This is a genomic window from Metabacillus indicus LMG 22858, assembly GCF_000708755.2.
Taxonomy (GTDB): domain Bacteria; phylum Bacillota; class Bacilli; order Bacillales; family Bacillaceae; genus Bacillus_P; species Bacillus_P indicus.
Window position 1 is genome coordinate 1,467,923 of sequence record NZ_JGVU02000002.1, and the last position, 23,472, is coordinate 1,491,394.

Annotated in this window: 22 protein-coding genes, 1 tRNA gene and 1 riboswitch; of the genes, 1 reads left to right on the top strand and 22 read right to left on the bottom strand. The window is 45.2% G+C overall.

Annotated features, from left to right (window positions below; all coding sequences use genetic code 11):
- Window positions 1-320: 320 nt before the first annotated feature.
- The 12 genes from AZ46_RS10820 to AZ46_RS10875 all read right to left on the bottom strand — a co-directional run bounded on the left by AZ46_RS10820 (window position 321) and on the right by AZ46_RS10875 (window position 9,901).
- Window positions 321-396 (bottom strand) — tRNA-Arg (locus AZ46_RS10820).
- 124 nt (window positions 397-520) lie between these two features.
- Window positions 521-1,033, bottom strand: a complete 513-nt coding sequence (locus AZ46_RS10825) for a metallophosphoesterase family protein (RefSeq protein WP_029279262.1) — start codon at window positions 1,031-1,033, stop codon at window positions 521-523.
- A 19-nt stretch (window positions 1,034-1,052) separates the two neighbouring features.
- Window positions 1,053-1,640 (bottom strand): XTP/dITP diphosphatase, encoded by a 588-nt coding sequence (locus AZ46_RS10830; RefSeq protein ID WP_029279261.1) that lies wholly within the window; start codon window positions 1,638-1,640, stop codon window positions 1,053-1,055.
- Window positions 1,641-1,645: 5 nt separating this feature from the next.
- Window positions 1,646-2,404, bottom strand: coding sequence for a ribonuclease PH (gene rph / locus AZ46_RS10835; RefSeq protein ID WP_029279259.1), 759 nt, complete (start codon window positions 2,402-2,404; stop codon window positions 1,646-1,648).
- A gap of 169 nt (window positions 2,405-2,573) precedes the next feature.
- On the bottom strand, window positions 2,574-3,659 hold the full coding sequence (locus AZ46_RS10840; protein ID WP_029279257.1) for a GerMN domain-containing protein: 1,086 nt from the start codon (window positions 3,657-3,659) through the stop codon (window positions 2,574-2,576).
- A gap of 727 nt (window positions 3,660-4,386) precedes the next feature.
- Window positions 4,387-5,184 carry a glutamate racemase gene (gene racE, locus AZ46_RS10845; protein WP_029279255.1) on the bottom strand — a complete coding sequence of 266 codons (798 nt, stop codon included), beginning with the start codon at window positions 5,182-5,184 and terminating at the stop codon, window positions 4,387-4,389.
- Between the two features lie 9 nt (window positions 5,185-5,193).
- Window positions 5,194-5,646 carry a MarR family winged helix-turn-helix transcriptional regulator gene (locus AZ46_RS10850; RefSeq protein WP_029279254.1) on the bottom strand — a complete coding sequence of 151 codons (453 nt, stop codon included), beginning with the start codon at window positions 5,644-5,646 and terminating at the stop codon, window positions 5,194-5,196.
- Between the two features lie 188 nt (window positions 5,647-5,834).
- Window positions 5,835-6,059, bottom strand: coding sequence for a spore germination transcription factor GerE (gerE, locus tag AZ46_RS10855; RefSeq protein WP_029279253.1), 225 nt, complete (start codon window positions 6,057-6,059; stop codon window positions 5,835-5,837).
- A gap of 134 nt (window positions 6,060-6,193) precedes the next feature.
- Window positions 6,194-6,661, bottom strand: coding sequence for an acyl-CoA thioesterase (locus tag AZ46_RS10860; RefSeq protein ID WP_029279251.1), 468 nt, complete (start codon window positions 6,659-6,661; stop codon window positions 6,194-6,196).
- 72 nt (window positions 6,662-6,733) lie between these two features.
- The gene (gene sdhB, locus AZ46_RS10865) at window positions 6,734-7,498 is read right to left on the bottom strand and encodes a succinate dehydrogenase iron-sulfur subunit (protein WP_029279249.1); all 765 of its coding nucleotides are present in this window, start codon (window positions 7,496-7,498) and stop codon (window positions 6,734-6,736) included.
- A 3-nt stretch (window positions 7,499-7,501) separates the two neighbouring features.
- Window positions 7,502-9,262: a succinate dehydrogenase flavoprotein subunit gene (gene sdhA / locus AZ46_RS10870; RefSeq protein WP_029279247.1), complete on the bottom strand. Its 1,761-nt coding sequence runs from the start codon at window positions 9,260-9,262 to the stop codon at window positions 7,502-7,504.
- 30 nt (window positions 9,263-9,292) lie between these two features.
- Complete coding sequence (locus tag AZ46_RS10875) at window positions 9,293-9,901, bottom strand: succinate dehydrogenase cytochrome b558 subunit (protein ID WP_029279245.1); 609 nt, start codon at window positions 9,899-9,901, stop codon at window positions 9,293-9,295.
- A gap of 347 nt (window positions 9,902-10,248) precedes the next feature.
- On the opposite strand from AZ46_RS10875, the gene AZ46_RS10880 reads away from it, so the two are divergent.
- Window positions 10,249-10,665, top strand: coding sequence for a YslB family protein (locus AZ46_RS10880; protein WP_051827337.1), 417 nt, complete (start codon window positions 10,249-10,251; stop codon window positions 10,663-10,665).
- A gap of 49 nt (window positions 10,666-10,714) precedes the next feature.
- On the opposite strand, the gene AZ46_RS10885 is transcribed toward AZ46_RS10880, so the two are convergent.
- From AZ46_RS10885 to AZ46_RS10930, 10 genes are all read right to left on the bottom strand, one after another.
- A complete protein-coding gene (locus tag AZ46_RS10885; RefSeq protein WP_029279241.1) occupies window positions 10,715-11,956 on the bottom strand; it encodes an aspartate kinase in 1,242 nt (413 codons plus the stop codon).
- A 130-nt stretch (window positions 11,957-12,086) separates the two neighbouring features.
- Window positions 12,087-12,268, bottom strand: a riboswitch (Lysine riboswitch).
- A gap of 74 nt (window positions 12,269-12,342) precedes the next feature.
- The gene (uvrC, locus tag AZ46_RS10890) at window positions 12,343-14,127 is read right to left on the bottom strand and encodes an excinuclease ABC subunit UvrC (protein WP_029279239.1); all 1,785 of its coding nucleotides are present in this window, start codon (window positions 14,125-14,127) and stop codon (window positions 12,343-12,345) included.
- A gap of 281 nt (window positions 14,128-14,408) precedes the next feature.
- Window positions 14,409-14,723, bottom strand: coding sequence for a thioredoxin (gene trxA / locus AZ46_RS10895; protein WP_029279237.1), 315 nt, complete (start codon window positions 14,721-14,723; stop codon window positions 14,409-14,411).
- Window positions 14,724-14,887: 164 nt separating this feature from the next.
- The gene (locus AZ46_RS10900) at window positions 14,888-15,865 is read right to left on the bottom strand and encodes an electron transfer flavoprotein subunit alpha/FixB family protein (RefSeq protein ID WP_029279235.1); all 978 of its coding nucleotides are present in this window, start codon (window positions 15,863-15,865) and stop codon (window positions 14,888-14,890) included.
- Window positions 15,866-15,922: 57 nt separating this feature from the next.
- Entirely contained in the window at window positions 15,923-16,696 is a 774-nt protein-coding gene (locus AZ46_RS10905) for an electron transfer flavoprotein subunit beta/FixA family protein (RefSeq protein ID WP_029279233.1), read from the bottom strand.
- A gap of 72 nt (window positions 16,697-16,768) precedes the next feature.
- Window positions 16,769-17,542 (bottom strand): enoyl-CoA hydratase, encoded by a 774-nt coding sequence (locus AZ46_RS10910; RefSeq protein WP_029279231.1) that lies wholly within the window; start codon window positions 17,540-17,542, stop codon window positions 16,769-16,771.
- Window positions 17,543-17,584: 42 nt separating this feature from the next.
- On the bottom strand, window positions 17,585-18,169 hold the full coding sequence (locus AZ46_RS10915) for a TetR/AcrR family transcriptional regulator (RefSeq protein ID WP_029279229.1): 585 nt from the start codon (window positions 18,167-18,169) through the stop codon (window positions 17,585-17,587).
- Between the two features lie 469 nt (window positions 18,170-18,638).
- A complete protein-coding gene (locus AZ46_RS10920; RefSeq protein ID WP_029279227.1) occupies window positions 18,639-20,327 on the bottom strand; it encodes an AMP-binding protein in 1,689 nt (562 codons plus the stop codon).
- A gap of 328 nt (window positions 20,328-20,655) precedes the next feature.
- Entirely contained in the window at window positions 20,656-21,060 is a 405-nt protein-coding gene (locus tag AZ46_RS10925) for a DUF350 domain-containing protein (RefSeq protein ID WP_029279225.1), read from the bottom strand.
- Between the two features lie 17 nt (window positions 21,061-21,077).
- On the bottom strand, window positions 21,078-23,435 hold the full coding sequence (locus AZ46_RS10930) for an endonuclease MutS2 (RefSeq protein WP_029279223.1): 2,358 nt from the start codon (window positions 23,433-23,435) through the stop codon (window positions 21,078-21,080).
- Window positions 23,436-23,472: the final 37 nt, after the last annotated feature.

The following is a 23,472-nucleotide window of genomic DNA, read 5'->3' on the forward strand; positions in this document are numbered from 1 at the left end:
ACTTGCTTTCCGCGGGGAGGGCCGGGAGCTTCCTCGCTGCGCTTGCGGGATCTTCAGTGCCCTCTTTATCCCCCAGAAAAGCGGAAGCGCCCGTTTTGCTCCGGCAGTCAGATAAGAAATCACCCGAAAAGTCCGGGTTTGACTTTTTGGGGGATTTTGTTCTGACAGAGGAGTTGGGCGCTGCAGCTGGACATGGAGTCAAGTGCCTTCCGCTTCAGTCCACTGTTGTTTTACGCATAAGTCAGCGAAATACAGAAAACAACAAAATCAAACAAAAAAACTTCTTTCATTTTCAGAAAGAAGTTTGTATGTATAAAGTATGGCGTCCCAGGAGAGATTCGAACTCCCGACCAACGGCTTAGAAGGCCGTTGCTCTATCCACTGAGCTACTGGGACATGTTTTTTGTGACAATCGCGATTATGTATCAGCGACATTTCTTATTATATGTGCGATCAGCTATAAAGTCAATAACTTTTTCTAAAAAGTTTTGAAAGAGGGAAGAAATTCCCCCTTTCCTTTTTAAGACAGCTCAAACCTCTGCGCCATGCCTTTTACAGGCGTTCCGTCCTGCTGATAAAATGTTACAGCTGCCGACCCGTTTTGTATTTCTAATATAACATATGTTTTTTCGATGCGCATCCTCGGCAGCCTGATGCTGCCAGGATTAATGAAGAGGATGCCGCCGGCAGATTCTGCGCCTGCAACATGGGAATGCCCGAAACAGACAATCTTTGCACCGTGGTCCTCTGCGGCATATTTCAAGTTCATCAGTGTGGACTTCACATTATGCATATGGCCATGCGCAATGAAAAAACGGAACCCGCCTGCTTCTTCAATCAGTTCCTCCGCATATTTCTGTTCATAATCGCAGTTTCCCCGGACTGAAACAAAGCCCTGCATAGAAGGGTGATCGGCAGGCAGCTCTGAATCGCCGCAGTGAAACATCGCTTCTGTTTCAGATTCATGCCTTTTTCTGATCTCCTGAAGCTCGTCTGTCAGCCCGTGGCTGTCGCTGATAATAAGAACCTTCATCACTCATAACTCCCTGTAATCAGGCTTGGAGCAGCTCTGACAGCTTCTTTAGAGCCGCTGCCCTGTGACTGATTTTGTTTTTCTCTTCTTTTGTCAGCTCGGCCATTGTTTTTGCTTTATCCTTGACGAGGAAAATCGGGTCATATCCGAACCCATTTTCTCCAGCCGGCTCTTCTGTTATATACCCTTCGACAGATCCTTCAACCGTCACCGTTTCCCGTCCGGGCTCAGCAAGTGCAAGTGCACAGCGGAATCTTGCGGTGCGCTCTTCCTTATCTGCGTCCTTGAGCTCAGCCAGCACCTTTTGGATATTGGCAGCATCATCTTTTTCCGGACCTGCATATCTTGCCGAAAAAATACCCGGCTCTCCGTTCAGGTAGTCAATCGACAATCCTGAGTCGTCAGCAATCGCCATTTTTCCGTAAAGTCTCGAGATTGCCTCAGCTTTTAAAATGGCATTCTCTTCAAAAGTCGAACCCGTTTCCTCTACATCAGGTGCATCATCAAAATCAAGCAGCGAGATGCAAGTCAAATCGTATGCAGAAAGAATCGTCTGAAATTCAAGAAGCTTTCCTGCATTTTTTGTGGCAATAATGACTTCCTTCATCAGGTTCATTCCTTTCCGTTCTTTTGATCCGCAATTTTAAGGGCTAAATCACCCAGCGCTTCCATTTGGATCGTAACCAAAGACTGAATTCCTTTTTCTGCTAGGTTTAAAAGTTCATTCAGCTCTTCGCGAGAGAACGTTGCCTCTTCGCCTGTTCCCTGCAGCTCTACAAATCGTCCTGACCCTGTCATGATGACATTCATGTCCACTTCTGCAGATGAATCTTCAATATAGTTTAGATCGAGAATCTCGCCAAGCTTTGAATCCATGCCGACAGACGTTGCAGCAAGAAAATCTGTGATTGGCAGCGAACTGATTTTCTTTTCTGACAGAAGCTTTCCAAGAGCAATCGTCATGGCCACAAATGCACCTGTAATGGATGCTGTTCTTGTACCGCCGTCCGCCTGAATCACATCACAGTCGATCCAGATTGTACGCTCGCCAAGCTTGTCCAGGTCTACCACTGCGCGGAGAGCTCGTCCAATCAGGCGCTGAATTTCCATTGTTCTGCCGGTAATTTTCCCTTTTGAAGATTCTCTGATCGTTCTTTGTTCAGTTGCCCGGGGCAGCATCGAGTATTCTGCTGTAATCCAGCCTTTACCTTCTCCACGCATAAACGGGGGCACACGGTCTTCAATGCTGGCATTGCAGATGACCTTTGTATCTCCCACACAGATCAGAACAGATCCTTCCGGGTGTTTCACATAATCTGTAACTATTTCTACTCGTCTGATTTCATCTTGCTTTCGTCCGTCATGTCTCATTATGATTCCTCCGATCATTCCTGATCCTGATTGATTTGCTTTTTCGTTATATGTATAGGGCTTGTCCCGGCTTTATTCAAAAAAGATATAAGGTCCGGAGGCAATAAAGAAGAGGCAGTGCTAAAGACTACCTCTTCGTTTCACTTTATAGTATATCAAAAATCACCGATTAAAAACTACCTGTGTTGACATTCACTGGACGCGCAACAGGTTCTGTCATCTTTTTGCCGTCCTCGTTTACAAGGTCTGCCTTGCCGTCCACTGTCAGCACAACGTTTTCAATTCCCGCCTGCTCAGTCAGAGACAGAACAAGTGAATTTACGACGTGGGAGGATACCATCTTTTTCTCTTCATCCGCACTTCCGTAAATGGATTCGTTAAAATTAAGCGTGACCGTTCCGTCTTCAAGCTTAGGCTCTTCCAGCAGCTTCACATCTTGTGAAAAATCACTGAGGAGCGCAGTATTTGCGGACGGCCCTTCTGTCAGTTTTTTTACAACAGCGGCAATCGGATCTTCTTCATCATTGCTCACGCGTGTTGTAACAGGCACATAATACGTCTTGTCGTCGTGCTGCGCTGTATAATAAACCGTAAGCGGTTTTGTATCTGTAATATCCATGACGCCTGCAGTATCCAGGTTGATGCCGTCAGCTCTGCTCAGCTCGCTGCTGATCGGCGTGCCCCCTACAGGCATTTCGTTTTGCTCATGGCCGTTAATCATGATTTTGACGGTTTTGACAGAATCAAACTGAGTAAGCGTCCATGTGATTGACTGAAGAATCTTCAGCTCATCTTCTTTTTGATAATTTTTAAATTCTTTTGAAAAATCAACAACGGCAACGCCGTCTTTCACATTGACGCTGACCTGTGTATCCTGCGGAATAACCGCTCTGAATCCGTCAGGCAGCATATTTGTCACAGGCCCGCCTTCAACAAGGTAGTCAAGCACCTGCTTTGCTACGCCTTCCTGCTTTGGCAGATCAAATGTCTGGGCGACGACAAGTCCATTGCTGTCAATTAAATATAACTGCCTGGAGTATGTTTGTGCCGCCTCTTCCCCTTTTTTCCCTTCTGCTGTTGTTTTCTCCTCTTTTACTGTTTCTTCAGCAGCTTTATCTCCTTCATCCACATACGATACGTCTTGTGGAGGATCGATTTCCTTGGCCTTCTCCCCGCCGAACAATCCGCAGCCGGACAATAACAGCGCCGAAGTCATTACAGTAGCAGCAATCTTCACGTTTCTCTTTTGAGACATACATTTCCCTCCTAAGGCAGTTTGTACTACTATGTATACGAGCTGTTGATTGAATTAGACCGAAATCAGGAAGAAATTTTTAATAGAGCGTGAGAGGAAAGAAATTGACTGCTGTAAAACAAGTTCTTGATGAAATGAATGTAAAACAAAGAGTCTGGGAAAAAACATGTTAGTAAGGTGAGAGTCGGAAGATTAATAAAAAACATTTTTTGATGTCATTTCTTGAGACAACGCCACAAATATGGATTCAGCCCTCATAAAAGTGGCACCACTCTGGCGAATGACACCACTAATGTGGATCCACTTCCGATAAAAGTGGTACCACTCTGGCGAATGATGCCACAAATGTGGATCAACTTCCGATTAAAGTGGCACCACTCTGGTGAATGGCGCCACAAATGTAGATCAACTTCTGATAAAAGTGGTACCACTCTGGCGAATGACGCCACTAATGTAGATCAACTTCCGATTAAAGTGGCACCACTCTGGCGAATGACACCACTAATGTGGATCCACTTCCGATAAAAGTGGTACCACTCTGGCGAATGATGCCACAAATGTGGACTTACCTCTTATAAAAGTGGCAGCACTCCGTCTGTATCAGCAAAATTAAGTATCTATTTCTAATTCCAGTTGTATGGTCCAACACCATAAAAAAAACCGAACTAGTTATACCCTAGTTCGGTTTTAGATGGCTAACATATTTATGTCACAGCCTCTGCCTTAATTAAAGCGCAATAGACTGAACATTTTTCACCGGCTCTTCAAACAGCTGCGAAGCGATGCGCTGGAAGAGATCCTTCGATCCGGTTGTCAGGAAGAGGTGATGATTTTCCTCCTGCGATTCATTCAATGCTTTCTTATATGACAGGATCGTACTTACCTCACGGGCAGTTTCGTCTCCTGAACTGATAATCTTTACTTTTGGTCCCATATAGTTCTCGATCAGGTCTTTAAGAACCGGATAATGCGTGCAGCCGAGAATCAGTGTATCGATCGGATGGTCCTTCAGCGGAAAAAGGGAATCCTCTACAATTGAAACCGCATAGTCATTATCAAAGTCCCCGCTTTCAACAAGCGGAACAAATGCCGGACAGGCAAGGCTTTCAACCGTCACTGACTTCTTGATGGTCTTCAGAGCCTTTTCGTACGCGCCGCTTGAGACCGTGTTTACCGTTCCAATGACGCCGATGCGGTTGTTTCTTGTCACTTTAATGGCTGTGCGGGCACCCGGGAACACAACGCCGACAACAGGAATATCAAGCTCATCCTGAATTTCCTGAAGGGCAATGGCTGTTGCCGTATTGCACGCAATCACAAGCATTTTAATATGATGGTTAGAGACGAGGTAATTCGTCATCTGCCATGTAAAAGCCCGAACCTCTTCAATCGGTCTTGGACCATAGGGACATCTTGCTGTATCACCTAAATAGATGATGTCTTCATTTGGTAGCTGCCTCATAATTTCCCGTGCAACGGTCAGGCCGCCGACACCGGAATCAATGACGCCGATTGCTCTGTTCAAAAAATCGCCTCATTCTTCTCTCATTTCTAGGTGCAGTTTCGTCAATGAGCTTTCAAGCTGAATTATTTCCTGCATATCATAATTTCTGATTACGTTTTTTAAGTATTCTTGCCGCTTATGAATGACTTCTTCAATAATGCGCTGCCCTTCTGCCAGAAGGTGCACTCTTACCACTCTGCGGTCATTTGGATCTTTCACGCGCACGACAAGTTTGTTTTTCTCCATCCGGTCAACCAGATCAGTCGTAGTGCTGCATGCTAGGTACAATTTGTTGGATAATTCACCGACTGTCATGTCGCCGTGTTCAGAAAGCCATTGCAGCGCCACAAACTGGGGCGGTGTAATCGGGAATTGACTCAGGATCTCCCGGCCTCTCTGCTTCACCATCACAGAAATATGCCTCAAGGATTTTTCCAGGTCAGCCACCATTTTATCACTTAATACATCATTATGAACTGTCATCAGCAACCCTCACTCATTCAATCTGACCGCACGGAGCAGAATGTACACTAGTATTGTGCGTATCATATCCATTTTCTATGTTTTCACACAAAAATGCAAGTTTGATATTTTAGCTGACAGTCATTTCAGGAAAAAATCCCGGCAGAAATAATAACCGGCCAGCCTAGAATAAGGTCAGCCGGTACGTATTAGAGCTCAAGTTCACCCATACGAAGAAGCTCAACAACTGCCTGTGATCTTCCTTTTACTCCAAGCTTTTGCATCGCATTGGAAATATGGTTCCGAACTGTTTTTTCACTAATGAAGAGCTCGCCCGCTATTTCTTTCGTCGTTTTATCCTGTACTAATAATTCGAAAACTTCTCTCTCTCTTTTCGTGAGTAGTGGCTTTGATTGAAACTCTTTCTCTTTCAAGAATGGTAACCCTCCTTGCTAGGTGCGAGCCGGTCTAACGAATGGGTATAAGATTAGTCAACATATAGTATGTGCACTCTGTATTGGCGGTGACTGTTACTTTAGCTGATTCGTGAAATTCGGTGTCTATTTTTTTATGTGGCAAAGACCTCAGAACCTATGAGCATTTTCTTTTCCGCATTCAGAAATGGTACACTTTTTCCATTGTATTTCGATATCTGCACAACGGTTCCTCGTCCTGTAAAGCAGACTTCCCTTTTTTTATTTACCGCGCAGTAATGGAGCTCGGCAGACGAATTTCCAACAGATGCAGCTTTGACAAACAGCAATAGTTCCTCATCAAAAAACACCTGCCTGATGTAATCGCACTGGATGTCGGCGACAACAGGAATCAGTTCCCCGTCCTTCTTCAGCCAGTTCTCCATCAGACCTGCATGTTTAAAAAACTCGATCCTAGCTTCTTCAAAATATGCAATTGGAGCTGTGTTGTTCATATGCCCGAACATATCTGTTTCGGAAAAGCGAACCTTTAAAGGATGATGAAAAGCAAATGTATCCTTCCACTCCTGAAGAGGCATTGTGATATATGGAATTTTGTTCATGGCTGTTCCTCTTTTCTTTGATGATATGTAAAAAACACCTCTTATTTAAAGAGGTGTTTTTCTTCTTACTGCTTAGACTTGATCGCTTCCGAAGAAATTGCGGAAGGCCTGGAACGTTGTATCTCTGTTCAGTGCAGCAATAGAAGTCGTTAAAGGAATTCCTTTAGGACATGATTGCACGCAGTTTTGAGAGTTTCCGCAGTTTGCAAGTCCTCCGTCACCCATAATCGCTTCAAGACGCTCGGCTTTGTTCAATGAACCTGTTGGATGAGCGTTAAACAAGCGAACCTGTGAAAGAGGAGCCGGTCCGATGAAATCAGAATTACTGTTAACGTTCGGGCATGCCTCAAGGCAAACTCCGCACGTCATGCATTTTGAAAGCTCATATGCCCATTGGCGTTTTTTCTCAGGCATACGGGGGCCAGGTCCAAGGTCGTATGTTCCGTCAATCGGAATCCACGCTTTTACCTTCTTAAGGGAATCAAACATTCTGCTGCGGTCAACCTGAAGGTCGCGCACAACAGGGAATGTCTTCATCGGCTGAAGGCGGATCGGCTGTTCAAGCTGGTCGACAAGTGCTGTACATGACTGGCGCGGCTTGCCGTTAATCACCATAGAACAGGCTCCGCATACCTCTTCAAGACAGTTCATATCCCAAGTGATCGGCGTTGTTTCTCTACCCTCAGAATTCACAGGATTCCTTCTGATCTCCATCAGCGCGGAGATCACGTTCATATTCGGACGGTAAGGAATTTCAAATGTTTCATCATAAGGGGCGGCACCGGGCTCATCTTGGCGAGTAATAATAAAACGAACTACTTTCTTTTCACTGTTCATTTCTTATTCCCCCTTTTTCTTCTTCGAGTAGTCGCGTTTGCGCGGTTCGATTAAGCTGACGTCCACTTCTTCGTAGTGGAACTTAGGAGCAGCAGTCAGACCGGCAAACGTAGCCATCGTCGTTTTAAGGAAGTCTTCATCATTTCGTTCAGGGAATTCAGGCTTGTAATGCGCTCCGCGGCTTTCGTTGCGGTTATAGGCGCCCAATGTCACGACGCGGGACATTTGAAGCATGTTCTGAAGCTGGCGGGTAAACGTAGCACCCTGGTTGCTCCATTTCGCCGTATCATTAATATTGATATTCTGATAGCGTTCAATCAGCTCTTGGATTTTCTCATCGGTTTTCAGAAGCTTGTCGTTGTAGCGGACAACCGTTACATTGTCAGTCATCCATTCGCCAAGCTCTTTATGAAGCACGTAGGCATTTTCAGTTCCGTCAAGGTTCATGATGTTCTGCCATTTTTCTTCTTCCTGCTTCACATGAGCGTCATATACAGCAGATGAAAGATCTTCAGCAGAAGCATCTAAGCCGCTGATATAGTCAACCGCTTTCGGACCTGCCACCATTCCGCCGTAGATGGCTGAAAGAAGGGAGTTCGCACCAAGACGGTTTGCGCCGTGCATGGAGTAATCACATTCTCCCGCAGCAAATAAGCCGGGAATATTCGTCATCTGATTATAGTCAACCCACAGACCGCCCATTGAGTAATGAACAGCAGGGAAGATTTTCATTGGAAGCTTGCGCGGGTCATCACCCATGAATTTTTCATAAATTTCGATGATGCCTCCAAGCTTAATGTCAAGCTCTTTCGGATCTTTATGAGACAGATCAAGATAGACCATGTTCTCGCCATTGATGCCGAGCTTTTGAGAGACGCACACGTCGAAAATTTCGCGTGTTGCGATATCACGCGGAACAAGGTTTCCGTATGCCGGATATTTTTCCTCAAGGAAATACCATGGCTTCCCGTCTTTATACGTCCAGACGCGTCCGCCTTCTCCGCGGGCTGATTCACTCATCAGGCGAAGCTTGTCATCTCCCGGAATAGCTGTCGGGTGAATCTGAATGAACTCGCCATTTGCATAGTGAACGCCCTGCTGATAGACGATGGAAGCTGCTGATCCCGTGTTGATGACAGAGTTTGTTGATTTTCCGAAGATGATTCCAGGTCCGCCCGTTGCCATGATGACAGCGTCGGAACGGAATGACTTGATTTCCATGCTTGTTAAATCCTGACCGGTGATACCTCTGCATACACCATCGTCATCGACAACGGCTCCAAGGAATTCCCAGCCCTCGTACTTTGTAACAAGACCTGCCACTTCATAGCGGCGGACCTGCTCATCAAGCGCATACAGAAGCTGCTGACCTGTTGTTGCACCGGCAAATGCCGTGCGGTGATGCTGCGTTCCTCCAAAACGGCGGAAGTCAAGAAGCCCTTCCGGTGTACGGTTGAACATGACACCCATGCGGTCAAGCAAGTGAATGATTGACGGAGCTGCCTCGCACATCGCTTTTACAGGAGGCTGGTTGGCAAGGAAATCCCCGCCGTAAACTGTATCATCAAAATGCTCCCAAGGAGAATCGCCTTCTCCTTTTGTATTTACAGCGCCGTTGATTCCGCCTTGTGCACAAACGGAATGAGAGCGCTTAACTGGTACTAACGAAAATAAATCTACATGAACGCCGGATTCTGCTGCTTTGATGGTTGCCATCAGGCCTGCCAAACCGCCTCCGACGACAATAATTCTACCTTTACTCATCTGGCCCACTCCCTTTGATTCTAGTACTCATCAAACAAATGCAAAAATAGTGCTGACTCCAACGTAGGACAGTGCAAGGAAAAGTGCGATTGTCACGTAAGTGGAGATCAATTGTGATCTAGGAGTGACTGTAATTCCCCAGCTCACAGCAAATGACCACAGGCCGTTTGCAAAGTGGAAGATTGTTGATACTACACCAACTACGTAAAAAACAATCATGAATGGATTGCTGAAAATAGAGGCCATCATATCAAAATTCACTTCTGCTCCAAAGGCAGCTGCAATTCTTGTTTCCCACACGTGCCATGAAACGAAAATCAGTGTAATAACACCTGAGATTCTCTGAAGCATGAACATCCAGTTGCGGAAGTATCCGAACTTGCTGACGTTGTTTTTCGCTGTAAACGCAATGTAAATTCCGTAGATTGCATGGTATAAAAGCGGGAGGAATATAATAAATGTCTCCAGAACAATTCTAAACGGCAAGCTTTCCATAAAATGTGCAGCATTGTTAAATGCTTCTTCTCCTCTTGTTGCAAAGTTATTTACAACAAGATGCTGAATTAAGAAGACGCCAACCGGAATCACTCCAAGCAAGGAATGAAGTCTTCGGTTCAAATACTCTCTGTTTCCAGCCATCTCAACATAACCCCCTAGTAATCTTAAAATCTTTTTTTTAATGTTTCTCCTATTCCCCGGCAATCTTTTAAAAAAATAAACATTGTATGATAAAATGTGACAAATTTATTGTACTCCTCACGCGGTACAGCGTCAAGAAAACGTGTTCATAAATTTTAATTTTGTGACAAATCTCTTTTTCAAACAATTTTTATTTTCTTAAAATACTAATCTGGCGCTGATCGGTCAGATAATTTACTTTTATTGCATGTGCCTCATGCCGCATCTTGATATATAATAAAAATCAGAAAGAGGGGAAGAATGTGAAAAAAACGAAAGAACAAATTGACACGGCACAGCTCAGAGATATGCAGGTGCCTGCGTTTGCATATGAACTCCTTAGAGAAGTGCTTATTCCTGACATTTTGGGGAACGAGTCCGCTTCCATGATGTACTGGGCAGGCAAGAGCCTTGCGCGGAAGTATCCGGCAGAATCCATCGACGAGCTGATCGCTTTCTTTTCGCTCGCAGGCTTTGGAAACCTTTCACTTGTACATAAGAAAAAAGACGAAATGGAATTTCAGCTGCAAAGCGAACTGATCCAGGCAAGATTTAAAACGATGAAAGAACCTTCGTTCCAGCTTGAAGCAGGTTTCATCGCCCAGCAGGTGCAGCGCATGAACAAGCAGATCACCGAAACATATGAGCATGTTAAAAAACGTGCGGACAAAGTTCACTTTACTGTGAAATGGGACTACAAAGACATGGAGTTTGAAAACGAATAAAGGACGGGTACTCATGATACCCGCCCTTTTTTTATTTTCATCAAAGCTCTCAGTTGGCGCCAAGGACGCCTGCCGGCTGCTCTGAAAGTTCAAATGCGTCGTGCAGCGCTTCTACCGCTTTCACCATATCAGCATGGCCGACTACCGTTGAAACTTTTATTTCTGACGTGCTGACCATTTTCACCTCAATCTGTTCCTTCGCAAGAACATGGAACATTTCCGCGGCAACTCCCGGGTTTGAGACCATTCCGGATCCTACGATCGAGACTTTGGCCAGGCCGTTTTCAAATTCGATCCGTTCAAATCCGAGTTCCTCCTTATACGTTTCAAGAACGTGCACGGTCTCTTCGACCTCACCTGTTTTAACAGAGAATGAAAGAGAAGCAATCTGTGCGTTTGCTGTACTTTGAATAATAATATCCACATTGATTCCGTGGCTTGCGAGTGTTTTGAAAATGGTGGAAAGAGCCATCAATCCGTTTTGCAGCCCGCAAACCGTCACTTTTGACACCTGATCTTCAAATGCAATGCCTCTTACAATTAAATTCTGTTCCATATCTGTTTCCTCCTCAATAAGCGTGCCCCGTTCGGCTTCTGTGCTGGATCTGACTTCAAGCGGTACTCCGTAATTTTTGGCAAATTCAACTGCACGCGGATGCAGGACACCCGCTCCCAGGTTAGCGAGCTCAAGCATTTCATCATAGGAAATTCCCTCAAGCTTTCTTGCCCCTTTTACAAAGCGCGGATCGGTTGTGTAAACACCCGTCACATCTGTATAAATATCGCATTTGTCCGCTTTCAGCGCCGCTGCTAAGGCAACTGCTGTTGTATCGGATCCTCCGCGTCCAAGAGTCGTAATCTCGCTGCCGTCTGCAAAGCCCTGAAATCCGGCAACAACGACGATTTTCCCTTCAGAAAGCCGTTTTTCTATTTTCTCTGTATCAATTCCGGAAATTCTCGCATTTCCATGGACGTGCTCTGTGCTGATGCCGGCCTGCCAGCCTGTATAGGAAACAGCGTCATAGCCTTTCGCCTGCAAAGCCATTGTCAGTAGAGAGATGGTCACTTGCTCTCCTGTTGAAAGCAGCATGTCCATTTCGCGCTTGCTTGGTTTTTGTGTGATTTCAGCTGCAAGTGATACTAAATGATCCGTTGTTTTCCCCATTGCCGATACAACGACAACAACACTGTTGCCCTTTTGGCTTTCTTCAGCTGCACGGTTGGCAGCATTCATGATTTTCTCCGGAGAACCAACTGATGTGCCCCCAAATTTTTGTACAATTAAACCCATATCGCCTCTCGCCTTTCAAGTCTTATTTGATCGTCAGCAAGTAAAAGGGAGAATCCCGGAAAACGCAAAAAAAGCAATGAGATTCTCTATCTCATTGCTTGCATAAACGAATAATGGAACTTCATTCATACAATGAGATAGCGCTCCAAGAAAAACATCTTCTTGACAATCCTGCGTCTCTTAAACGCAAAACCAGCAAAGAGAAGAAATGGCTCTTTCTTTGCTTCGGCGGCGCTCCCCTTTCACGCGTCTTCAAAGGAATCCATTTTCCTCTGACGCGCTACTCTTGAAGTCCGCACCTCTACCGTCATTTAACGAACTAAACGATCTGATTTATGAAATTAGTTAAAATTTTAGCAAACCTTACTGCTTAAAGCAAGAACATTTTATGCTTCTTCTTTTTCCTGCAGTTTTTCATAGATTAATTCTGCGGTATTTGAAGGCATGCCTGCAGCGATAATGTCCTCAATACTTGCCTCTTTCATTTTTTTCACAGACCCGAAATGTTTCAGCAGGACCTTCCTGCGCTTTTCGCCAACGCCGGGTATGTCATCCAGAATCGATTGAAAAGCGGTCTTTCCGCGCGTCTGCCTGTGGAAAGTAATCGCAAACCGGTGAACCTCATCCTGAATGCGCTGGAGGAGATAGAACTCCTGGCTGTTTCGTTCAAGCTCCACAATTTCAGGCGGACTGCCGACCATGAGGTTGGATGTTCTATGTTTGTCGTCCTTTACAAGGCCTGCTACAGGTATGGTCAAGCCAAGCTCATTTTCAAGCACATCCTGAGCTGCTGCAAGGTGGCCTTTTCCCCCGTCAATAATAATCAAGTCAGGAAGCGGTAGTTCTTCTTTCAGGACGCGCGTATATCGTCTGCGGACAACTTCCCGCATCGACTCATAATCATCAGGGCCTTTAACGGTTTTAATTTTATACTTTCTGTATTCCTTTTTAGCAGGCTTCCCGTCAATGAAAACGATCATGGCCGATACCGGATCTGTACCCTGAATGTTTGAATTATCAAAGGCTTCAATTCTTGCAGGCGTATAAATACCCATTTTTTCACCCAGCTGGTCGATCGCTTTTATCGTTCGTTCTTCATCGCGCTCAATCAGCGAGAATTTTTCTTTAAGGGCAATTTTCGCATTTTCATGTGCAAGCAGAACGAGATCCTTTTTCTTTCCCCGCTGAGGCTGCGTCGCAGTGACTCCGAGAAGCTCAGCAGCCATCTCCCGGTCAACGCTGTCCGGAAGCAGTATTTCTTTAGGAAGAATGTGATTGCTCTTTGAGTAAAACTGGCCGAGGAAGGTTAAAAACTCTTCTTCCGGTTCCTGATAAAGCGGGAACATGGCAATATCCCGTTCAATCAGCTTGCCCTGTCTTACAAAAAACACCTGAACGCACATCCACCCCTTGTCGTACGAATAACCGAACACATCGCGGTCGACAAAGTCATTCATCGTCATCTTTTGCTTTTCCATCGTGGCGTCAATATGGGCAATCTGGTCCCGGAATTCCTTCGCACGTTCAAAGTCAAGGTTCTCAGATGCAGCCAGCATTTTCTTTGAGAGTTCCTCTTTAATCTGCTTAAATCCGCCTTTAAGAAAGCGCGTCATTTCGTCCACCATCTGCCTGTTCTGTTCCTGGGTCACATTGTAGACGCAGGGTGCAAGGCATTGTCCCATGTGGTAGTAAAGGCATACACGATCAGGGAGTGTGGAGCATTTTCTTAGAGGATAGAGGCGGTCAAGCAGCTTTTTCGTTTCCCTTGCTGCCTGCACGTTTGGATAGGGACCGAAGTATTTTCCTTTATCCTTCTTTACATTTCTGGTAACGATCAGCCGCGGATGTCTTTCACCGGTGATTTTGATAAACGGATAAATTTTGTCATCCTTCAGCATGATATTGTATTTTGGATCATGCTTTTTTATCAGATTCAGCTCTAAGATTAGCGCTTCTATATTTGAAGAGGTTACAATGTATTCAAAATCCCTGATTTCACTCACAAGCCGCTGCGTTTTCCCGTCATGCGAGCCTGTAAAATAAGAACGGACACGATTCTTCAGCACTTTTGCTTTTCCGACATATATAACGGTGCCGAAACGGTCCTTCATCAAATAGCAGCCCGGCTGATCCGGCAAAACGGCCAGCTTTTCTTTTATCAATTGCTCCATTGCGGACACTCCATTAATAAGGTTTATTCCAATATTGTACCATTTTCCTGTCTGTGAGTCGTGCGGAGATATGCATGCTAATTTGCAGACGCAGTCAGAGGAGAATTCGTGCCTGTTTTACAGGCAGCGGGGCAATCATTTCCTGAGCAATAATTGACATATTTTTCGAATCGGAGAGGAGCTTTTTCTCCTTTTTGAAAGAGAAACGAAAAACCCAAGCTCGTAAGCCTGGGTTTTCATTTTGAAAGATCCAGCCGAATAATCTCAGGCAGGTTTTCGAATTATGCGTGTTTGTTAAGTAGTTCAGCTAAAGCTTCTTTAGGCTGGAATCCAACCGTTTTGTCTACAACTTCGCCGTTTTTGAATACAAGCAGAGTCGGAATGCTCATAACTCCGTATTTGCCTGCTGTTTCCTGGTTTTCATCAACATCAAGCTTAACAACTTTCACTTTGTCGCCCATTTCCTGATCAAGTTCTTCAAGAACCGGAGCAATCATTTTACAAGGTCCGCACCATGGAGCCCAAAAGTCAACGAGGACTACGCCTTCGCTAGTTTCTGCTGTGAATGTTTGATCTGTTGCATTTGTAATTGCCATTGTAATTTCCTCCTAAAATCGAGTAATAACTGAAGTATAGCATTAAAGAATTGGGTCTGCGAATTTTTTGCTCACATTTACTTTTCCCCAACTTTATGAGGAAAAACATATCCAGACTGGAGAAAATAAAAACACGACGGGCAAGGTCGTGTTTTTATGGTCTTTTAAGAATGTACTTTAAGCTTTTTGAATTCTTTTGTCAGAAGCGGAACGACTTCAAAGAGGTCACCCACAATACCGTAATCGGCCACTTTAAAGATATTTGCTTCCGGATCTTTGTTGATGGCAACAATGATTTTCGAGTTGGACATACCTGCTAAATGCTGAATGGCTCCGGAGATGCCGCAGGCAATGTACAAGTCAGGAGTGACAACTTTTCCTGTCTGGCCGATCTGCAGGGAATAATCGCAGTAATCCGCATCACATGCACCGCGGGAAGCGCCAACCGCTCCGCCAAGAACATCCGAAAGCTCTTTAAGAGGGTTAAAGCCGTCTGTGCTTTTCACTCCGCGTCCGCCTGCGACAATCACTTTTGCTTCTGAGAGATCCACGCCTTCAGTTGCTTTGCGCACCACTTCTTTTACAACTGTGCGAAGATCTTTGATATCAGCTGTTACTGAAGATACTTCGCCGCTTCTTGATTCATCCTTTTCAAGAGGAGCAATGTTATTTGGACGAATTGTAGCAAAAATTGTTCCGTCAGTCACAATTTTCTTTTCGAACGCTTTTCCTGAGTAGATTGGTCGAGTGAACACGGCATTTCCGCCTGTCACTTCTAAATCCGTTGCATCTGAGATCAGGCCTGAACCGATTTTCGCAGCGATTTTAGGCGATAAATCTTTTCCAAGAGCTGTATGGCCAAAAACCAGACCTTCAGGTTTTTCCTGTTCAATTACAGCCAGAAGAGCCTGTGAATAACCGTCAGGCGTATATGTTTTCAGCTTTGCGTCTTCCACCGTAATTACACGGTCCGCACCGTAATGGATCATTTCCTGTGCAAGTGAAGCAACGCTTTCCCCTAAAAGAACAGCTGTTACTTCCCCGCCTTCTGAAATCGTTTTGCCTGCAGCAATTGCTTCAAAAGAAACATTGCGGAGTGATTGATCACGTACTTCTCCGAGTACCAGTACTTTTCGTGCCATTATAGAGTCCCCCTGTTATACGTTTGATAGAAAGTAATTCCGTGCTGGTCCAGATTGTCAGATGACTTTCGCTTCGTTGCGAAGAAGTGATACCAGTTCTTTTACCTGGGCATCAAGCTCGCCCTGAAGCACTTTTCCTGCTTCTTTCTTTGGCGGCATATAAATTTCGATTGTTTTCGTTTTCGGTTCAACGTCATCTTCCTCTAGATCCAGATCATCCAGTTCCAGCTCTTCAAGCGGCTTTTTCTTTGCTTTCATGATTCCAGGCAAAGATGGGTAGCGCGGCTCGTTCAGTCCCTGCTGTGCTGTTACAAGCAAAGGAAGTGATGTTTCGATTACTTCTGAATCACCTTCTACATCACGGACAACGGTAGCCTGATTTCCATTGATTTCAAGCTTAGTAATTGTCGTAACATAAGGAATATCAAGAAGTTCTGCAAGACGTGGGCCTACCTGGCCTGAACCGCCGTCAATTGCAACGTTTCCGCCGAGAATCAAATCTGCATCCTTGTCTTTAAAATATTCAGCAAGAATCTTTGACGTTGTAAACTGATCTCCGTCTTCAAGATCGTCTTCCGTATTAATAAGAACAGCCTTGTCACACCCCATGGCAAGAGCTGTGCGCAGTTCCTTCTCAGCCTCTTCGCCGCCGATTGTCACAACTGTTACTTCCCCGCTGTTTGCATCGCGGATCTGAATCGCTTCTTCAATCGCATATTCATCGTAAGGATTAATAATGAACTCGGCGCCGTCTTCGTTGATTTTGCCGTTTTGAAGCGTTATTTTTTCTTCCGTATCAAACGTTTTTTTCATGATTACATAAATATTCATGTCCATCCCCCTATTTACGTTAAGCATTCAAATTGTATAGAAAAAACGTATGTAACGTTTAATCAGTGACGTTTATTCGCCTTTGAACTGCGGCTGTCTTTTCTCAAGGAAAGCACTTATGCCTTCTTTGGCGTCCGCACTTTCAAAAACGGTGCCGAAATATCCGGCTTCCTTCTTTACTCTTTCATGGTAAGGAAGAGTTTTAGAAGCGTTGATCAGATCAATGGCTGCCGCAACGGCTATCGGACTTTTCGCTGCAAATTTCTTTGCAAGCTTCATTGTCTCTTCAGCGAGAGAGTCTTCAGGAAAAGCATGGTTTGCAAGTCCATAGGACACCGCTTCCGTACCTGAGATCGGTTCGCTCGTCAGCAGCATTTCAAGCGCTTTCGCTTCTCCTACATATTTAGGGAGGCGCTGCGATCCTGCAAATCCCGGAATCAGGCCAAGCTGCAGTTCAGGCAGTCCAAGCTTTGCGTTTTCAGTGACAAGCCTTACGTGGCAGCTCATTGCGAGTTCAAGACCGCCGCCAAGGGCAGCTCCATGGATTGAAGCGATGACCGGCTTTGGAAAGGTCTCGATTCGTTCAAAAAGCTCCTGGCCGTTTGCGGCAAGTCCTGAAAATTCTTCGCCGTTTTTCACTGCCGTAAATTCCTTAATGTCAGCTCCTGCAGAGAAGAAACGTCCTTCTCCGTGAATGACAATAACTCTTACCTCTTTGTTTGATTCAAACTCATCCATCAGTGATGAAAGCTCTTTCAAAACATAGGACGATAATGCGTTTGCGGGAGGTTGGTGTATGGTTACGTCCGCAACATAATCTTCTACTTTGACTTTTAAATAACTCACAGCTCAGGCCTCCTTTTGTGCATGTTGGCGCAGAGGGTGACGCTACACCCTGCCGCAGCCGTTGATTAAAAGTTTGTGAACATTTCCCGCAAGTGCAGGCAGGTCAAACTTCAGGTCGTTCATAACCCAAGTTGTGACTGTTTCGTCAATCGTTCCGAAAATCATTTGCCTTGCAAGTCTTGCATCGAGATCCTCGCTGAATTCAGAGGTATCTTTCCCAGTCTGAATAATGGAGTCAAGGATATTCAGGTACCCTTTGAGTATCTCGTTGATTCTCAGGCGAAGTTCCTTATTGGACTGCCTGAGTTCAAGCTGGGTCACAACAGCCAGGTGATGGTCTTCTGCCAATAGAGAAAAATGCTTTTCTATCAACATATATAATTTCTCCGCAGCCGTGTCTTTTCCTGCTATTTCTTGTTGAATTTTTTCGATGAACACGCCCATCTTTTCCTGAAAGAGGGAGATAAGGATATCTTCTTTGTTCTTAAAATACAGATAGATGGTGCCATCAGCTACTCCAGCCTGCTTGGCAATCTTTGATACCTGTGCGTGATGGTAGCCGTTTTCGGCAATCACGATGACAGCTGCATCAATGATCTGGAGGTATTTTGGTCGTTTTTGCTTCAAAGTTCATTCTTCCTTTCAAATAATGAATGAATCATCATTCATATTTTCATCATAAAATGACAAAGCTCTTCTGTCAAGAAAAAGATGCAGCCCGGAAAAAGGTTATAGAAGTGTTTCTTCATCATAGCTTGAAAAGACCCCCGCAGCAACATGGGGGTCGTTCCAAGTTATTCATTTTTAAGATTGTACCCGTTCCCTTTCGCTCCAGTCACTTGCTTTCCGCGGGGAGTGCCTGAAGCTTCCTCGCTGCGCTTGCGGGATCTTCAGTGCCCTCTTCATCCCATAGAAAAGCGGAAGCGCCCGTTTTGCTCCGGCAGTCAGATAAGAAATCACCCGAAAAGTCCGGGTTTGACTTTTTGGGGGATTTTGTTCTGACAGAGGAGTTGGGCGCTGCAGCTGGACAAGGAGTCAAGTGCCTTCCGCTTCAGTCCACTGGAGTCTAAACAAATAATACGGAGCTGATGATAACTTAATTTGCATTTTTCAGCTTTTCTTTTTCCTCTTCAACTAGAGATCGCCTCAAAATCTTTCCGACAGCTGTCTTTGGAAGCTCCTGACGGAATTCATAGATTCTTGGAATTTTGTAAGCTGCCATATGTTTGCGGGCAAACTCGTCAAATTCCTGCTCGGTTGCCTCTTCTCCCTCTTTCAGGACGATGTAGGCTTTGACCGTTTCCCCTCTGTACGGGTCAGGTATGCCTGCGACGACCACTTCCTGCACTTTTTCATGCTCATAAAGCACTTCTTCGATCTCGCGCGGATAGATATTAAATCCGCCCGCTATAATCATATCTTTCTTTCTGTCGACAATATAAAAATAGCCTTCCTCATCCATATAGCCGATATCACCTGTAAGCAGCCAGCCATCCTTGATGACGGCAGCCGTCTCTTCAGGCTTTTTCCAATATCCCTTCATGATCTGGGGACCTCTGACAGCAATTTCCCCGAGCTCGTTAAACGCGGCCGGTTTTCCGGTTTCAAATGAGAGGATCACAGAATCTGTGCTGGGCCACGGCACACCGATGCTTCCTTTTTTTCTGTGTGACCAGAGGAAGTTGGAATGTGTAACAGGAGATGCTTCAGAAAGACCGTATCCCTCCACAAGTTTTCCTCCGGTTTCCCGTTCAAATTGCTCCTGAACCTCAACCGGAAGCGGAGCGGATCCGCTTATGCAGGACTCAACGGAAGAAAGGTCATATTTTTTAAGATCGGGATGATTCAACAGGGCTATATAAATAGTCGGAGCGCCAGGAAACAGGGTTGGCTTCAGCTTGTCGATTGCTTTCAGCGTATCTGTCGCATCAAACTTCGGCAGCAGAATCATCTTATATCCCTGCATAATGGACAGGTTCATGACCGCAGTCATTCCGTATACGTGAAAGAACGGCAGGATGCCGAGAACAGATTCTTCGCCGCGCCTGCACTGATACATCCAGGATGTGCACATGGACGTATTTGCCACAAGATTTTCATGCGTCAGCATAACCCCTTTTGGAAACCCTGTTGTGCCGCCTGTATATTGAAGAAGAGCCACGTCCTCTTTTGTATTCACTTCAAATGCTTCTACTTCCGTGCTCTCCCTTTTCATAATTTCTTTAAACTGGTGTGTATGTCCGCCATGCTCGATTTTGACGACAATCTGGTTCTGTTTTTTCTGCACGAACGGATAAAGCAGATTTTTAGGGAATGGAAGATAATCTTTGATGCTTGTTGCGATGATGTGTTCAAGAACTGTTAACGCTTTCATTTTTGAGACCCTTGGATAGAGAAGATCTAGCGTAATGATGTATTTGGCGTCAGAGTCATTCAGCTGATATTCAAGCTCTCTTTCCATATACAGCGGATTTGTCTGAACGACTATTCCTCCGGCAAAAAGGACGCCGTAGTAGGCAATGACTGCCTGAGGGCAGTTCGGGAGCATGATCGATACGCGCTCATCTTTTTTCAGTCCCAGCTCCTGAAGGTAGGCTGCAAGTTTCAAAGATTGTTCATGGACTTCCCTGAACGTCAGCTCCTTTCCCAAGAAGTGAATGGCGGTTTTTGCCGGAAACTCATCTGCTGCTTTTGTAAGATAGGCTTGTAGAGGCAGGTTGTCAAATTCTGTGTAGTGGGGTATTTCGTCAGGATATAGATGAAGCCATGGTTTTTGCACTTCCATTTTCATTCCTCCCTTTTGCTGCCATTATGACTTTTGGCTTATATAGAAAGTATACCAAAGATATATTCAGAATATAGAATATTTTTTATTAATTTAACTATATGAAAAAAACCTGGATTCATGTTATGAAATCCGGGTTCTCTTCTGGGACTGGTTTTTGGGAGCGTTTTGTCTGAAGACGCTCCCTTCCGCTGCAGTCCGCTAATATTCGATTACAGCCAATTTCACAAACTTAAGCAAAAAAGACCAGAAAGATAATTCCCACTGCGATGAAAAGGCCGCATACGGCGAGCAGTACTTTCGCTAATGTTTCCACTGTTTTCTCCCCTTATATCCCTGCGCCGATCACGTAGGACAATCCGATGGAAATGACCATTGAGATAAACCCTACAGCACGGTTGTCCTTTTGGATTTCATCATCGATTCTGAATTTCGGCGTTAAAAATTCATAGATAAAATAGCCCAGCAGCAGCAGGACGAATCCAAACATGCCCCAGCCGATCATTTCAAACAGCGAATCATGCTGACCGATGGAAAAACGGAAGACGTTGGCAATTCCGAAGATTTTGCCTCCTGTTGTCATCGCAACCGCTAGATTCCCTTTTTGAATTTCATCCCAGTTGTTGTACTTTGTCACAATTTCAAATATCGCCAAAAAGACAACAATGCATAAGATGACCACGCTGTAATACGCAGCTGTTTGAACGAATTCATTCTCCCAAAATTGATTCATTGAAGATCTCCTAATGTCTATTTTAATTCAACAATCGTTACACCCGTTCCGCCTTCTCCTGCTTCTCCGTAGCGTGTGCTTTTTACGTTCCTGTGTTTTTTCAGGTATTCCTGCACCCCTGTGCGAAGGGCTCCGGTACCTTTTCCGTGGATAATGGAAATCCTCGGGTAGCCTGCAAGAACAGCATCATCCATATACTTCTCAACCCTCATGAGGGCATTTTCGTAGCGTTCTCCCCTGAGGTCAAGCTCAAGTGATACGTGATAATCCTTACCCTTCACCACAGCAAGCGGCTTTGTTTCAACCGGTTTAGGCCTGCTGATGTATTGGAGGTCCTTTTCGTTCACTTTCATTTTCAGGATGCCGATCTGAACCTGCCATTCGCTCTCTCCTACTTTGGAAAGAAGATGGCCTTTTTGATTAAAGCTGATGACTTTGACTTCGTCGCCTTCTTCAAACCGGTGTTTCTGAGGAGCGGTTTTCACAGGTTTTTTGCTCTTTTCAAATTCCGGAACAGCTTCTTCCAGGCGTTTTTTTGCATCGATCAGCTCATGCTCTTTAATGCCTGTACGATGTTCTTTCTGCATTCTTCTCAGCTCGCGGATAATCGATTCTGCTTCCGCTTGTGCAGCTTCCACTTTTTCAGCTGCTTTCTTTTCTGCTTTTTCAAATAGTTTATCACGTTCTTCATTGAATTCCAGTATTTGTTTTTGCAGTTCAGCATGCAGATCCTCTGCATCTTTTCTCAGCTGCTCTGCCTCTGTAAGCTCAAAGTCCGAACGTTTTTTGCTCTCTTCAAGCGAGGCAATCATAGAATCTACTTCATTGCTGTCTTCGCTCATATGAGATTTCGCCCGGTCAATCACTGAATTCATGAGACCAAGGCGCTTTGAGATTTCAAATGCGTTGCTTCGTCCCGGCACACCAATCAGCAGCTTGTATGTCGGGCTCAGTGTTTCCACATTAAACTCGACACTTGCGTTCACGACGCCTTCGCGGTTGTATCCATAAGCTTTCAGCTCAGGATAATGGGTCGTAGCGATGACCCTTGCCCCCCTGTGATGAACTTCATCCAGGATGGATATCGCAAGCGCTGCGCCTTCCTGAGGATCTGTTCCTGCACCAAGCTCATCAAACAGCACGAGACTTTCAGAATCAACCCTTTTCAGAATATCCACAATGTTGACCATATGGGAAGAGAACGTACTCAAGCTCTGTTCAATCGACTGCTCGTCCCCGATATCGGCATACACATTTTCAAAAACAGCCATCTCCGATCCGTCAAGCGCAGGAATCTGAAGCCCTGACTGGGCCATCAGCGTGAACAGGCCGACGGTTTTAAGCGTGACGGTTTTTCCCCCTGTGTTAGGTCCTGTAATCACAATCGTGGAAAAATCTGTCCCGAGCTCAATGTCGTTTGGGACTACTTCGTCAGGATTTAAAAGAGGATGGCGCGCTTTGAACAATTTGATTCTTCCGCTGCCGTTCATTTCCGGCTTGGATGCTTTGATTTTTTTGGCGTAGCCTGCTTTTGTAAACATAAAGTCCATTTCGCTCAAAGCTTCGACATTGACTAGAAGTGCTTCAGACTCTTCGGCCACTTTAAGTGACAGATCCGTTAAAATCCGGTCAATTTCTATTTTTTCTTTCATTCGCGCCTGCTGAAGCGTGTTGTTCAAATCAACAATGACCTGAGGCTCAATGAAAAGCGTAGCTCCTGATGATGACTGGTCATGGACAATGCCGCCGTATGCGGAGCGGTATTCCTGCTTAACGGGAATGACATACCGTTCGTTCCGGATTGTAATGATGGCATCAGAAAGCATCTTTTGGGCAGATGACGACCTGATCATCGATTCTAATTTCTCTCTTATCCGTGATTCAGTTGTTCTAAGGGACGTTCGGATCGACCGCAGTGTGTCGCTTGCCCCGTCAAGCACCTCTCCGTTATCTCCAATGCAGTGCGAAATTTCCTGCTCAAGTTCCTGCAGAGGTTGTATTTGGGCTGCAAACCCGTCAAGGTGAGGCAGTTCAATCCCGCCATCAATCATATCCTCAATAAACCGCTTCATCTGTTTCCCGGCATAGAGGGTCCCTGAAATCTCTGTCAGTTCATAGGGATTCAGCATGCCGCCGATTTGAGCGCGCTTGATGCTGCTGCGGATATCGGTCAGCCCGCCAAGCGGAACATTGCCTTTAAGTCTCAGCACTTTAGCTGCTTCATCGGTTTGCTCCTGCCATGTTTTCACTTCTTCAACATTTGTTGAAGGAACCAGCTTGTCTGCTTTTTCTTTCGCCAAAGATGACGACGCATGCTTCACAAGCTGTTCTTTTACTTTATGAAATTCCAATACGTTCAACACTCGCTGCTGCACGGTATACAGCCTCCTTGCTGTCTTTTAGACCCATTAG

Coding starts and splice junctions, on each gene's coding strand:
- uvrC (WP_029279239.1), bottom strand. CDS start 14,127: ATGGAGCAATTGATAAAAGAAAAGCTGGCCGTTTTGCCGGATCAGCCG.
- AZ46_RS10920 (WP_029279227.1), bottom strand. CDS start 20,327: ATGGAAGTGCAAAAACCATGGCTTCATCTATATCCTGACGAAATACCC.
- AZ46_RS10900 (WP_029279235.1), bottom strand. CDS start 15,865: ATGGCACGAAAAGTACTGGTACTCGGAGAAGTACGTGATCAATCACTC.
- sdhA (WP_029279247.1), bottom strand. CDS start 9,262: ATGAGTAAAGGTAGAATTATTGTCGTCGGAGGCGGTTTGGCAGGCCTG.
- AZ46_RS10875 (WP_029279245.1), bottom strand. CDS start 9,901: ATGGCTGGAAACAGAGAGTATTTGAACCGAAGACTTCATTCCTTGCTT.
- AZ46_RS10925 (WP_029279225.1), bottom strand. CDS start 21,060: ATGAATCAATTTTGGGAGAATGAATTCGTTCAAACAGCTGCGTATTAC.
- AZ46_RS10825 (WP_029279262.1), bottom strand. CDS start 1,033: ATGAAGGTTCTTATTATCAGCGACAGCCACGGGCTGACAGACGAGCTT.
- rph (WP_029279259.1), bottom strand. CDS start 2,404: ATGAGACATGACGGACGAAAGCAAGATGAAATCAGACGAGTAGAAATA.
- sdhB (WP_029279249.1), bottom strand. CDS start 7,498: ATGAACAGTGAAAAGAAAGTAGTTCGTTTTATTATTACTCGCCAAGAT.
- AZ46_RS10830 (WP_029279261.1), bottom strand. CDS start 1,640: ATGAAGGAAGTCATTATTGCCACAAAAAATGCAGGAAAGCTTCTTGAA.
- AZ46_RS10850 (WP_029279254.1), bottom strand. CDS start 5,646: ATGACAGTTCATAATGATGTATTAAGTGATAAAATGGTGGCTGACCTG.
- AZ46_RS10840 (WP_029279257.1), bottom strand. CDS start 3,659: ATGTCTCAAAAGAGAAACGTGAAGATTGCTGCTACTGTAATGACTTCG.
- trxA (WP_029279237.1), bottom strand. CDS start 14,723: ATGGCAATTACAAATGCAACAGATCAAACATTCACAGCAGAAACTAGC.
- AZ46_RS10885 (WP_029279241.1), bottom strand. CDS start 11,956: ATGGGTTTAATTGTACAAAAATTTGGGGGCACATCAGTTGGTTCTCCG.
- AZ46_RS10905 (WP_029279233.1), bottom strand. CDS start 16,696: ATGAATATTTATGTAATCATGAAAAAAACGTTTGATACGGAAGAAAAA.
- AZ46_RS10860 (WP_029279251.1), bottom strand. CDS start 6,661: ATGAACAAAATTCCATATATCACAATGCCTCTTCAGGAGTGGAAGGAT.
- AZ46_RS10880 (WP_051827337.1), top strand. CDS start 10,249: ATGCAGGTGCCTGCGTTTGCATATGAACTCCTTAGAGAAGTGCTTATT.